Annotated in this window: 11 protein-coding genes and 2 tRNA genes; 3 read left to right on the top strand and 10 right to left on the bottom strand. The window is 73.1% G+C overall.

Annotated elements, in window-relative coordinates:
• Positions 1-320 precede the first annotated feature (320 nt).
• The 4 genes from ACFY1J_RS00460 to ACFY1J_RS00445 form a co-directional block, all read right to left on the bottom strand.
• On the bottom strand, positions 321-2,114 hold the full coding sequence (locus ACFY1J_RS00460) for a DEAD/DEAH box helicase (protein ID WP_390706869.1): 1,794 nt from the start codon (positions 2,112-2,114) through the stop codon (positions 321-323).
• A gap of 118 nt (positions 2,115-2,232) precedes the next feature.
• The gene (locus tag ACFY1J_RS00455; RefSeq protein WP_390706870.1) at positions 2,233-2,607 is read right to left on the bottom strand and encodes a type II toxin-antitoxin system death-on-curing family toxin; all 375 of its coding nucleotides are present in this window, start codon (positions 2,605-2,607) and stop codon (positions 2,233-2,235) included.
• Positions 2,604-2,810: a hypothetical protein gene (locus tag ACFY1J_RS00450; protein ID WP_390730319.1), complete on the bottom strand. Its 207-nt coding sequence runs from the start codon at positions 2,808-2,810 to the stop codon at positions 2,604-2,606. Before ACFY1J_RS00450 ends, ACFY1J_RS00455 begins: the two co-directional genes overlap by 4 nt.
• 131 nt (positions 2,811-2,941) lie before the next feature.
• On the bottom strand, positions 2,942-4,399 hold the full coding sequence (locus tag ACFY1J_RS00445; protein WP_390706872.1) for an MFS transporter: 1,458 nt from the start codon (positions 4,397-4,399) through the stop codon (positions 2,942-2,944).
• A 175-nt stretch (positions 4,400-4,574) separates the two neighbouring features.
• Here ACFY1J_RS00445 and ACFY1J_RS00440 point away from each other — a divergent pair.
• Positions 4,575-4,672: transfer RNA gene (locus ACFY1J_RS00440), tRNA-OTHER, on the top strand.
• Positions 4,673-4,692: 20 nt separating this feature from the next.
• Positions 4,693-4,764 (top strand) — tRNA-Cys (locus ACFY1J_RS00435).
• Here the strand turns inward: ACFY1J_RS00435 and ACFY1J_RS00430 are convergent.
• Positions 4,736-5,212: a hypothetical protein gene (locus tag ACFY1J_RS00430; RefSeq protein WP_390706873.1), complete on the bottom strand. Its 477-nt coding sequence runs from the start codon at positions 5,210-5,212 to the stop codon at positions 4,736-4,738. The two genes, ACFY1J_RS00435 and ACFY1J_RS00430, sit on opposite strands and share 29 nt — an antisense overlap.
• 116 nt (positions 5,213-5,328) lie before the next feature.
• Here ACFY1J_RS00430 and ACFY1J_RS00425 point away from each other — a divergent pair, with 116 nt between their 5' ends.
• Entirely contained in the window at positions 5,329-5,730 is a 402-nt protein-coding gene (locus ACFY1J_RS00425; protein ID WP_390706874.1) for a MerR family transcriptional regulator, read from the top strand.
• Here the strand turns inward: ACFY1J_RS00425 and ACFY1J_RS00420 are convergent.
• The 5 genes from ACFY1J_RS00420 to ACFY1J_RS00400 form a co-directional block, all read right to left on the bottom strand.
• The gene (locus ACFY1J_RS00420; protein WP_390706875.1) at positions 5,685-6,845 is read right to left on the bottom strand and encodes an SUKH-4 family immunity protein; all 1,161 of its coding nucleotides are present in this window, start codon (positions 6,843-6,845) and stop codon (positions 5,685-5,687) included. The genes ACFY1J_RS00425 and ACFY1J_RS00420 overlap by 46 nt on opposite strands.
• Positions 6,846-6,986: 141 nt before the next feature.
• Entirely contained in the window at positions 6,987-7,112 is a 126-nt protein-coding gene (locus ACFY1J_RS00415) for a hypothetical protein (RefSeq protein WP_390706876.1), read from the bottom strand.
• Positions 7,109-9,418, bottom strand: a complete 2,310-nt coding sequence (locus ACFY1J_RS00410; protein ID WP_390706877.1) for a xanthine dehydrogenase family protein molybdopterin-binding subunit — start codon at positions 9,416-9,418, stop codon at positions 7,109-7,111. Before ACFY1J_RS00410 ends, ACFY1J_RS00415 begins: the two co-directional genes overlap by 4 nt.
• Positions 9,415-11,160: a 2Fe-2S iron-sulfur cluster-binding protein gene (locus ACFY1J_RS00405; protein WP_390730318.1), complete on the bottom strand. Its 1,746-nt coding sequence runs from the start codon at positions 11,158-11,160 to the stop codon at positions 9,415-9,417. Before ACFY1J_RS00405 ends, ACFY1J_RS00410 begins: the two co-directional genes overlap by 4 nt.
• Positions 11,157-12,050 carry an FAD binding domain-containing protein gene (locus tag ACFY1J_RS00400; protein WP_390706879.1) on the bottom strand — a complete coding sequence of 298 codons (894 nt, stop codon included), beginning with the start codon at positions 12,048-12,050 and terminating at the stop codon, positions 11,157-11,159. Before ACFY1J_RS00400 ends, ACFY1J_RS00405 begins: the two co-directional genes overlap by 4 nt.
• Positions 12,051-12,209 lie beyond the last annotated feature (159 nt).

Below are 12,209 nucleotides of genomic sequence, written 5' to 3'. Positions count from 1 at the left end.
GGTTCGCTGAGCGGAAGCCTCCGTCCAGAATCCGGGCAAGACCAGATCCGGCCTGCCAGCATTCGTCCGGATACGCACGCCGTTTGACCGGGCCGTACGAGCGGGGCAAAGCCTCACTCCGACTACTTCCCACCGAGACGGGCGGCCGGGGCAGGCGGCCGGGGCAGCCCACCGAGACGGTGCCGGGGCAGCCCACCGAGACGGGCAGCCGGGGCAGGCGACCGAGACGGGGGCGGGGGCGGAGCCCCGTGACGGCCCTCTCCGGCCGACCGAGACGGGTGGGCGGCTGGGCAGAAGAATTCGGCGAACCCAGCGGAGCGTCACCGCATGCGGGTGGCCCACTCCTGCACCTTGGCGATCCGCTGCCTCAGCTGCCCGGCCGTCGCCTCGGCGCTCGGCGGCCCCCCGCACACCCGGCGCAGCTCGGTGTGGATCACCCCGTGCGGCTTGCCGCTCTGGTGGACGTAGGCGCTCACCATCGTGTTGAGCTGCTTGCGCAGCTCCATCATCTCCTTGTGGCTGACCACCGGCCGCCGCTCGGCGGGCAACTCGAGCAGGTCGGCGTCGGAGTCGGGCTTCTTGCGGCTGTGCGCGATCTGCCGGGCCTGCCGCTTCTGGAGCAGCAGCTGCACCTGGTCGGGTTCGAGGAGCCCGGGAATGCCGAGATAGTCCTGCTCCTCCTCGCTCCCCGGGTGGGCCTGCATGCCGAACTCGGCGCCGTCGTAGAGCACCCGGTCGAAGACGGCATCGGATTCGAGGGCCTCGAAGGGGAGCATGTCCTGCTCGCCGGTGTCCTCGTCCTGCTCCTTGTTCGCCTCCTCCATCTCCTTCTCGGACTCGGCGTACGGGTCCTCCTCGCCCTCCTTCTTCGGCTTGTCGAGGGCGTGGTCCCGCTCCACCTCCATCTCGTTGGCGAAGGTGAGCAGGTCGGGGATGGTCGGCAGGAAGACGGAGGCGGTCTCGCCGCGCCGCCGGGACCGTACGAAACGGCCGACGGCCTGTGCGAAGAACAGCGGTGTGGAGATGGTGGTGGCGTAGACCCCGACGGCGAGCCGGGGCACGTCGACGCCCTCGGACACCATGCGGACGGCGACCATCCAGCGGTCGTCGCTCTCGCTGAACTCGTCGATCCTCTTCGAGGCGCCGGTGTCGTCGGACAGGACCAGCGTGGCCTTCGAGCCCGTGATCTCGCGGATCAGCTTGGCGTAGGCGCGGGCCGAGTCCTGGTCGGAGGCGATGACGAGGGCGCCCGCGTCCGGGATGCCCTTTCTGACCTCGGTCAGCCGCTGGTCGGCGGCGCGCAGCACGCTGGGCATCCACTCGCCGCGCGGGTCGAGGGCGGTGCGCCAGGCCTGGCTGACGGCGTCCTTGGTCATGGGCTCGCCGAGCCGGGCGGCGATCTCGTCACCGGCCTTGGTCCGCCAGCGCATGTTGCCGCTGTAGGAGAGGAAGATCACCGGCCGGACGACATGGTCGGCGAGCGCGTTGCCGTACCCGTAGGTGTAGTCGGCCGCCGACCGCCGGATCCCGTCCGTCCCCTCCTCGTACGTCACGAAGGGGATGGGGTTGGTGTCGGACCGGAAGGGCGTACCGGTGAGCGCGAGCCGTCGCGTGGCCGGCTCGAAGGCCTCCAGACAGGCCTCGCCCCAGGACTTGGAGTCACCGGCATGGTGGATCTCGTCGAGGATCACGAGGGTCTTGCGCTGCTCGACGCGATTGCGGTGCAGCATCGGGCGCACGCCGACACCGGCGTAGGTGACGGCGACCCCGTCGTAGTCCTTGCCGAGCGGTCCGGCGCTGTACTCGGGGTCGAGCTTGATCCCGATCCGCGCGGCCGCCTCCGCCCACTGCTTCTTCAGGTGCTCGGTCGGCGCGACCACGGTCACCTGCTGCACGACGTGGTGGTGCAGCAGCCAGGAGGCGAGGGTGAGGGCGAAGGTCGTCTTGCCCGCGCCCGGGGTCGCGACCGCGAGGAAGTCGCGCGGCTGCTCCTGGACGTACTTCTCCATCGCCCCCTGCTGCCAGGCACGCAGCTTGCTGGCGGTGCCCCAGGGAGCGCGGCCCGGGAAGGCCGGGGAGAGGTGGTGGGAGTGGGAAGCGGCGGTGGTAGTCACGGTCTCCGTGGAAGGGGGTTGGGCGGCTCGGCTACGTATGACAACCGGGCCACCCTACCGGCGGCCCCGCGGTGTCAACGCCCGGACGAGGCCCGGTCCCCCGTGGGTGGGATCCACGTCACAGGGCGCGCAACCGCCGCGCGATCACGGCGACATCGCTCTCCTCACCGGAGGCCACGTCGATGACCAGCTCGTACGCCGCGTCCTGGTCCACGCCGTCGAGATCGACCCCGTTGACGGCGAGGAAGGTGGCCGCGGAAAGCCAGGCGGTGCGCTTGTTGCCGTCGACGAGGGGGTGGTTGGTGGCGATGGCGTGGAGCAGCGCGGCGGCCTGTTCGTACCGGTCGCGGTAGGCCGCCGTACCGAACATCCGGGCGCGGGGCCGGTGTACGGCCGAGGCGAGCAGCCCCGGCTCCCGGGCCTCGGGCGCCCGTCCCCCGAAGGCGACCTCGGCGAGCGCGGTGACCTCGGCGACGGTGAGGTGACGGGTCATTCGCCGAGCCTCCTCAACAGCTCGGCGTGCGCCCCGGCCAGCCGCTCGGCGACGGCACGCACGGCGAGCTCCTCGTCGCGCAGATGCCGGCGTACGGCGTCCAGCGCGACGTCCTCCGGCGTGCGCCCCTGGGCGTCCGCGAGGTCGTCGAGGGCCTGCCGGGTGGCGGGGGCGAGGGGGAAGGTCAACTCGGGCCGGTGCATGCGGGGAGGGTAGGCCGGGAGGTCGGGGCCGGGCGATCGGTTTACGGCTGCTGCCGGGCCGCTCGCGACGTACGGCTGCCGGTCCGCTCACCGCGTACGGCTGCGGGGCGCCAGCCGCGTAGGGGGCTCACTCACCGTTCCCGCAGCCGCGTGGTCACCCACGCCCCGATCAGGGCCACCCCGGCCATGGGCAGGAACACGGCGGCGAAGGCGGCCGGATGCGACCCGGAGGCGTCGCCCGCCGCCGTGGCCGTGGCGTGTGCCGCGCTGCCGCCGCCCAGGGTCGCGAACGCCGCGCCGGCCACCGCGAGGAGGACGACATTGGAGAGGGCGTCGGAGATCTGCAGGGCGGCGGAGTTGGCGCCGGCCTCCTCAGGGGCGGAGAGGTGGAGCAGGAGCACGCCGGCGGAGGCGATCACCAGCCCCATGCCGAAGCAGCCGAAGGCCCAGGCGACGGCGAGGATCCACACGGGCACGGTGTGGATCAGCACACCGGGCGCCGCGGCGATCGCGGCCGCGACCAGCACCATCCCCACGGTCATCAGCCGCTCCCGGTACGGCTCCACCCGCGGCCGCGACTGCACCCACGACCCGAGCGCCCAGGTCATCCCGCCCGCCGCGAGCGAGAACCCGGCCAGGGTCGGCGACAGCCCCCGCTGGGTCACCAGCATCAGCGGCACGAACGACTCCGCGGCGATGAAGGACCCCGCGGCCACCCCGCGCAGCAGCACGACGGACGGCAGCCCGCGCGCGGCCCGGTAGGTACCGCGCGGCAGGAGCCCGAGCACGGCCGGCACGAGGAGGGCGGCGCCCGCGAGCGCGGGGAGCACGGAGAGCCACCGCAGATCCTGCGCGGCGTACTGGAGCAGCCCGGCGCCGAGCGAGATCCCGAGGGCGAGCCGGATGCGCCGCCGGTCGAACGAGGGACCAACGGCTTCCGCCGCACCCGCATCGACCGGCCCTCCGGCCCGCTGCCGTATCTGCGGCGTGGCGAGCGCCAGCGGGAACACGACGAGCACCGGTATCCCGATGAACACCCACCGCCACCCGAGATGCTCGGTCACGGCCCCCGCCGCGAGCGGCCCGACGATGGACGGCACGACCCACCCGGCGGCAAAGGCCGCCAGGATCGCGGGCCGCAGCCGCTCCGGGTAAGCCCGCCCCACGACGACGTACAGCGCGACGATCACCAGCCCGCCGCCGAGCCCCTGCACGGCCCGCCCCAGGATGAACAGCCACATCGCACCGGCGGTGCCGGCCACGACCAGCCCGGCGGCGAAGGCCGCGATGCCGGTGGTCAGCGGCCCCAGCGGGCCCCGCCGGTCCGACCACTGCCCCGAGAGCACCATCCCGAACAGACTGGTGGTGAAGTACCCGGAGAAGGCGAACGCATACAGCGCCAGCCCGTCCAGCTCCCGCGCCGCGACCGGCATCGCCGTCCCCACGGCGGTCGCCTCGAAGGCGATCAGCAGGACGACGGACACGATCCCGATACTGAGCGCACGGTACGACCGCCCCAGCACACTCTCGTCGGCTCTGTCTACGGGTTCCTCGGCGACTTCGGCGTCGCGCGGCTCAAGGGCGGTCATGGTCGCCAGAGTAAGCCGCACAGCCCCGCTTCGCCCCTGTCGCGAGCCGCCCCCGACCTCGGACCTTGGTCCTAGACCCCCCCCGTTCATGAACGCCACATGGCAGTCCCATTGCAGCCCCCACGCTCCCCTTGAACCGCCCACCCGCCCCGCCCTACGTTCATCCCACGCACACGGCCGTGTGCCCGAGTGGTTCAGGGGCTCGCCTGCACTGCATCCATCAGCGAGCTCCGCTCGCGGGGAGTTACGTGGGTTCGATTCCCACCACGGCCGTGGAGGAACGAAGTGCCAATGGCCGTGTGCCCGAGTGGTTCAGGGGCTCGCCTGCAAAGCGAGTTACGTGGGTTCGAATCCCGCCACGGCCTCTGAATTCCGTGTCGTGCGGCGTGCCCACAGCCAAGGTGCCAGTTGCGCGGCGCCGAATGCCGTTTCCGCGGTGAAGAAGATCCACAGGAGGTCGACGCCGCCGTGGGTTGCGGCGTAGGCCTGCCACAGGGCGAACAGGGTGCGGGCCGTGCCGTCCAGGAGGCCGTGCAGTGGTAGGGGGCTGGTGATCCGCAGGAGGGCCCAGACGACCACCACCGAGCCCAGCAGGTTGGCGTACAGGGTCTGCATCGGGTCGAGGGCGGGCAGGGTGCCCAGGCCCGTAGTCTCGCCCAGCGAGGACAGCGCGTCGTGCAGCAGGGCATAGGTCCACGGTGTGGCGAACCCCGCCGTGATGACGAGGTCGTACCAGGCGCTCGCTCGTACGAGGCGCAGATAGGCGGGGTGGGACGGGGAGGGGAGTCGGTGTCGGTGTTGGTGTCGGTTCATGACGTCCGACGCTAAACAGTGGAGTACTGTCCAAGGTCAAGCCCCACAAGCCCAACAAGCCCGTGAAGCCCAGCAAGCCCATCCAGCCCGTCGAGTCCAGGATCCGGTGGAGGGTCGTGCGTATCGGGGAACTGGCCGCGCAGGCCGGTATGACCAGGGACACCATTCGCTTCTACGAGAAGATCGGCCTAGTCGCGGGGCGGCGGCTGGCCAACGGCTACCGTGACTTCCCGCCGGAGACGGTGCCCTGGCTGTACTACGTCCGTACCGCCCAGACCCTCGGCTTCTCCCTGGCCGAGATCGCCCGGCACGGCGAGGAGTTGCGGGACGCCCCGGACTCCGCCCAAGCGCTGTCGGCGCTGTTGGAGGAGAAGATCCGGGTCATCGACGCGCGGATGGCCGAACTCGCCGCCCTGCGCGCCGAACTGGACACTCGTGTCGGCACCGGCTGCCCCCTGCGGGCGGCCGACGGTCAGAGGACGCCGCCCGCCTCGTCCTGGAACAGTTCCGTCCAGTAGTGCCAGTCGGCGTCGGACGCCGTGCCCGTCGGGTCGACCGCCGACAGCACCTGGATCATCGCCGCGGCAAGCTGGTCGTAGGCGTCGGTGGTCAGTTCGCCGCCCAGGTCCGCGTCGATCGCCCGCTCGCGGTGCAGCAGCCAGAGGGTGAAGGCGAGGGTGGAGACGTCCGTGTTGAGCGGGTAGAGGGTCGCCTCGGGCTCGCTGAAGTTCAGCACCGCGCCCGTCGTGCCGTCCACCACCAGGCTGTTGTCCTCGACCAGGTAGCCGAGGCGTATCAAGTGGTCGGAGTGGGCGGGGAGTTCGTCGAGCGGGTACTCGTCGGGGCGCTCGTCCGTGTAGTACTCCGTCAGCGTCGGCAACGGCACGTCCGTGTCGAGGTGGAAGAGGACCGCGGCCTCGGGCAGGCCCGTCTCGCGCAGGAAGCGGCGGGTCGGCTCGTGGGTGAGCGTGGCGGGGAAGTCGACCTCCTCGAAGCGGGCCACGCGGCCGTGGCCGAACTCCTGGTCCAGAAGACGCGCGGGGACGTCCAGGGTGAGGCCGGAGTCCTTGCCGGGGCCCGCCGCGAGCGCCAGGGGGCGGATCAGCGCGGCCGCCTTCCAGTACGGCGGGACGTCGCCGTCGGTGTCCTCCTCGAAGAGGGCGAGGAGCCGGCGGGACGCCTCGGTCGCCGTCTTGGTGCCGTAGTGGCCCGCGAAGGAGGCGAATCGGCCGCGCAGACCGGCCAGTTCCTCGGTGACCGCGGCGAACCGCAGCAGAGTCGTCAGGGAGGGCGCGAGCGGGCGGCTGTCCGACGGGTCGACGAGGTACGTGGTGGTGATCTCGCCGGTGCCGCCGTCGAGCAGGATCGACTCCGTCTCCATGCCCGCCGGGCCGAGCAGTTCCCCTATCACCAGCCGGTCCCGCAGTTCCTCCGCCAGCCGGGCCGGGCCGTCCGTGGCGTCGGCGAGCGTGCGCAGACCGGCCGTGCGCAGCGGCGCGAACGTCAACAGGTCGCCGTCGCACGGCAGTCCGGGACCGGTCAGCAGGCCGCGCGTCGGGACGTGCGTGACGTAAGGACCGAGCTCGTGCTCGGTCAAGGTGATCGCCGCGACACCGGCGTCGGTCGTGCTCATCGCTCCCCCGCGATTTGTGTAGTACAGCGTCGTACGGCGGTGTGTCCGCCCGACAGTCCCCCACTGCCCAGAACACTACGCCGCACCACTGACAACGGCCCGCGGATAAAGGACGTAGGACGCCCCCGGCCCGTTCCACCCTCAGGTGAAGTACACGCCGCCCAGCACGACGAGCACCGCCGCGAACACGAACAGCAGGATCCAGATCAGCAACTTGCCGACGCTGGGCGGCGGTTCGTAGCGCGGCTCGTTCTCCGGCCCGCTCACTGGCCCGTCACCACCGCGGCCTGCGGGCGGATCGGGAGGCGGTTCACGGGGCGGCCGGTCGCGGCCCGTACGGCGGAGGCGATCGCCGCCGGTGAGGTCACCACCGGCACCGCGCTGACGGCCTTCGCCCCGAAGGGGGCGACCACGTCCCGCTCCTCGACCAGCTTGACGATCCGGATGTCCGGCACGTCCAGGGCGGTGGACAGGGCGTATCCGGTGAGGTCGGGATGGCGGATCAGGCCGCGCGGGGTGCGCAGGTTCTCGGTGAGGGCGATGCCGACGCCCTGGGTGACGCCCGCCTCGATACGGGCGGCGAGCTGCGCCGGATTGAGGACCCGGCCCACGTCCTGGGCGACGGCCAGCTCCACGACCCGTACCGAGCCGAGTTCGATGTCGACGTCCACCACCGCGCGGATCGCGCAGAAGGCGAGGCCGACGAAGGCGTCGCCCTGGCCCTCGGCGTTCAGCGGCTCGGTGGGGTGCGGGCGGCACTGTGCGGTTGCCCACAGTTCCTTGCCGTCCATCGCCTCGGTGACGGTGGTCGACAGCACGCCGTCGTACGACGTGATCTTGCCGTCGGTGATCTGCAACAGCTCGGTGGACATGCCGAACTTGTGCGCCAGGGGCTGGAGCAGCTGGGTGCGGACCATCTTGGCCGCCCGTTCCACCGCGCCGCCCGAGACCCAGGTGTGCCGGCCTCGGCAGCCCGGGCCGGCCGGGGGCTGGTCGGTGTCGACGGGCGCGACGTGCACCTCGTCGATGCCCAGGGTCTCCTGGACGATCTGGCGGGCCAGCGTGGTGAAGCCCTGGCCCGTCTCCACCGCCGCGCACAGCACGGTGGCGATGCCGTCGTGGACCTTCACCGTCGCCGTGGAGACCTCGTCGGCGCCTTCAGCGCCGAGCATGTGCACCATGCCCAGGCTGTAGCCGACGCCCCGGCGCACCGCGCCCGGTTCGCCCGCGCCCTCGGGGCCGCCGGGCAGCAGCCACTCGTCCTCGGGGGTGTCCTTGGGCAGCGGCGGAAGCGGGAAGTCCCGTACCGCCTGGAGGAGTTCGGCCACGGGGGCCGGGCAGGTCACCGTCTGGCCGATCGGGAGTACGTCCCCGGTGGCGAGCACGTTGCGCAGGCGCAGCTCCGCCGGGTCCAGGCCGAGCTTCTTGGCGAGCTTGTCCATCTGCGCCTCGTAGGCGGCGCACACCTGCATGGCGCCCTCGCCGCGCACATGGCCGGAGGGCGGGTTGTTGGTGCGGACGGCCCAGCCCTCGATGAAGGCGTTCGGGACGACGTACGGGCCGCAGGCGAAGGAGACCGCGGCGGCCAGGGCCTCCGAGGAGGTGTCGGCGTACGCGCCCGCGTCGAGCAGGATCTGCGCCTCGACCTTGACCAGATTGCCCTCGGCGTCGGCGTGGTGGCGGTAGCGCAGGAGGGTGGGGTGCCGGTGGACGTGACCGAGGAAGGATTCCTCCCGGGTCGCCGTCAGCTTCACCGGGCAGCCGGTCTTCAGCGCCAGCAGACCGAGCGGGAGCTGGAAGCCCTGGTCCTCGCGGTCGGCGGTGGCGCCGGGGACACCGGTGACGACGATCTTCACTCGGTCGGGGGTCAGGCCGTAGACCGCGGCGGCGGTGTTGCGGTCGGTGTGCGGGTCGGTGGAGGCCAGATAGAGCTCGACGCCGCCGTCCGGGCGGGGCACGGCGAGGCCGGCCTCGGCGCCGATGGGGGCGGGGTCCTGGCGGCCGATGCGGTACAGGCCCTCGACGACGATCTCGCCGGCCGCGTCGGGGTCGCCGTGGCGCAGCGGGATGTGCCGGATCAGATTGCCGTCGGGGTGCAGCGGCTCGGCCTCGAAGGCCTGCTCCGGGTCGGTCACCGGATCGAGTACTTCGTACTCGACGATGACGGCCGCCGCGGCCATCCGCGCGGTGTCGGGGTGGTCGGCGGCGACGGCCGCGATGGACTCGCCGTGGTGGCGTACGACCTCGGAGGCGAACACCGGGCGGTCGGGCGTGCCCCGGCCGTACCGGGGGGTGCCGGGCACGTCCTCGTGGGTGACGACGGCCCGTACGCCGGGCATCTCGCGCGCGTGGGTGGTGTCGATGGACAGGATGCGCGCGTGCGGGTGCGGGGAGCGCAGTACGGCCGCCCACAGCAGGCCCTCGGCCCACAGGTCGGCCGCGTACGGGAAGGTGCCCTCGGTCTTGGCGCGGGCGTCGGCCGGGAGCAGGGAGGCACCGAGGCCGTGCGGCAATGGCTCGGGGGCGGGGGCGGCCTCCGCGGCGCCGGCCGCGGTGGCGGCTTCGTTGCTCACGCCTGGCCTCCGTCCTGTCCGTAGGACTGGTCCTGTCCGTAGGACTGGTCGTGCCCGTAGGACTGGTCGTGCGGGACCGGCGGTCCGGACGCCTCGAACGCCGACGGGTTGACGCCGCCGGCACCCGGGCCCGCCTGGTGCGGAATACGTGCCTCGTCCGCGTCCGTCTCGGCCTCCGCCGCGGCGTGCGCCTCCCGTTCGGCGACGACGTCCTGGACGGCGTCCAGGACGCCCCGGTAGCCGGAGCAGCGGCACAGGTTGCCGCACAGCGCCTGGCGCGCCTCCATCTCGGTCGGCGCCGGGTTGCCCTCAAGGAGGTCGTGCACGGTCATGGCCATGCCGGGCACGCAGAAACCGCACTGCACCGCACCGCACTTGGCGAGCGCGCGCTGTACGTCGGAGGGCTGACCGTCGACGGCGAGCCCCTCGACCGTGCGGACCTCGCTGCCGGCCGCGGTGACCGCGGGCACCAGACAGGAGGCGACGAGCCGGCCGTCCACCTGGACGTTGCACGCCCCGCACTCGCCCTGCGAGCAGCCGTCCTTGGCGCCCGCGAGGCCGAGCCGCTCCCGCAGGACGTACAGCAGGGACTCGCCGATCCAGGCGTCGGTGACCGGGCGGTCGACGCCGTTGACCCGGAGGACGAAGGAGGCGAGGGGATGGTCGTCGTGCGCGGGCGCCCGGTCCTGCGGGGCCGCGTCGTCGCCCGTGGCGGCCGCCTCCCGGGCTTCCGGGGCGGGTTCGGCATCGGCGGTGGCGTCGTGGTCCGCGGGGCTGCCGGTGGGCCCTTCAGGGGCCTCCTCGGCCTCGTGGGCGTCCTCGGCCCCGATCCCCTCGGCCGGTTCGGCGTCCTCGGCCGGCTCCGACGTCCCGTCGGCCTCGTGCGCGGCGTACGCGGGCGCGGGCCGGGACGCGTGGTCGGCGTCGGGTTCCTCCCCGGGTGCCGCCGGGCTGTCGGCGTCGTGTCCGGCCCCGGTTCCGGTGTCGTGGTCGGTCGGCGGCTCGGGGTATCCGACGCCGGTCGCGCCGCCTTCCGGGGCGGACCGACCCGGGGCGCCCGGGTAGCCGCCGTCGGGCGCGCGGTCCGGGCGCTCCACGACGGCGTGTCCGGTGCCCGCCCGGGTCTCACCCGCCTGCGGGTCCGCCGTCTGCTGCCCCCAGGGCTGCCCGGCGCCCTCCGTCGCCCAGGGCGCGGGCGCGCCGCCGGGGAGGGTGGCCGGCGGGGTGCCGCCCCACTGCTCGACCAGGGAAGATGTGGTGAACTCGCCCGATTCGTCCGGAAGGTCGCCACCGGCGACGGGGATGGACCACTGGCCGGTCACGTCGTGGCCGGCACCGGACGCGGCAGGCGCACCGGACGCGGCAGGCGTGGCGGGCGTGGCGGGGTCGTCGAAGGTCCACTGCTGCGTGGACATGGGGTTGTACGTGAACCGGTCGTCCGCGCCCGCCTCCTGGGGCATGGCGTTCGGGTCGGGCCACTGGGCGCCGTCGGCCGGCATGGACCAGGTGCCCGTCGCCCCCGGGTCGGTCACGGCGTCCGGGCCGGGGGCCACCGCTATCTGCGGCGGTACGTAGCCGTGACCGGGCGCGGCGAGCGGAGTGTCGCCGGCCAGGAGGGCTTCGATGCCCCCTTCGGGGAGTTTCACGAAGGCGGTGGCGCCGTCGTCGTAGTCACCCTGGGGCAGCGGGTCCCAGCGGCTACGACCCCGGGACGCGCCCTCTCCGTGCTGGTCGTCGGTCACGACAGCGCCCTCCCCAGTGCTCGTCGGGCCAGTGCGGCGACGGTGCGCCGCAGGTGCAGTACGGCGGGCGGAAGCGGTGCTACGGAGCCGTCCTCCTCCGGGGCCGGGTCGGGGATGCAGGCCGCGGCGACGTACTCCCCGAAGGCGTTCAGCGCGTCGGGGACGATCGCGCGGTCGTTGTCCCAGTCGATGAGCCGGGAGACCCACTGCTCGGCGTCCAGGGGCCGGAGCGGCATCGGCGCTATGGCCCCGACGGCGCATCGCACCCCACGCCGGGCGGGGTCGAGGACCAGGGCCACGGAGGCCGTCGCACGGCCCGGTCCGGTCCGTCCGGTCGCCTTCAGGAAGACCTGCGGGGCGTGCAGCAGCGGCACGCGCACGTAGCCGATCAGCTCGCCGGCGCGCAGCATCTCCATGCCCGCCAGCAGGTGGGACACCGGGATCTCCCGCCGGGACCCGCCCGGGCCCGCGACGATCAGTGCCGCCTCCAGGGCGGCGAGGACCGGAAGCGCGTCCCCGGTGGGCGCGGCCGAGGCGATGTTGCCGCCCAGGGTGCCCGCGTTGCGGATGTGCGGCGGGCCCGCGGCGCGCGCGGCGGCGGCGAGCGCGGGAATCAGGGCGGCGAAGTCGGGGCGGCCCATGCGCGCGTGCGTGAGTCCCGCGCCGAGCAGCGCGTGGCCGTCCTGGTACTGCCAGCCGCGGATCTCGCTGATCCGGCCGAGGCCCACCAGGGCGGCGGGCCTGAGCTGTCCGGAGTTCACGGCCGCCATGAGGTCGGTGCCGCCCGCCACGGGAACGGCCGCGGGCATGGCGGAAAGCGCTGCCACGGCCTCGTCCAGAGTCGTGGGCAGGGTGACGGCCTGCGCCGCCTGCGGTGCGTGCGTGGTCAAACCGGCTGCCCCTTCCCGCTGCCCCCTGGTCCCACCTGTGTGGCCGTACGGTACGTGCTCACAGGGCGGACGTGGCAACTCTGGCACATCATCGCAACACTCGAGCGCGGGGGTCCGCTAGGAGCCGTTCGCCCACTTCATCGGGTAGATGGTCCGTTT

Origin of the sequence: Streptomyces sp. NPDC001406, assembly GCF_042895285.1 — a bacterium.
Taxonomy (GTDB): domain Bacteria; phylum Actinomycetota; class Actinomycetes; order Streptomycetales; family Streptomycetaceae; genus Streptomyces.
The sequence above is the reverse complement of the archived record's forward strand: the minus strand, read 5'-3'. Positions and strand labels throughout refer to the sequence as shown.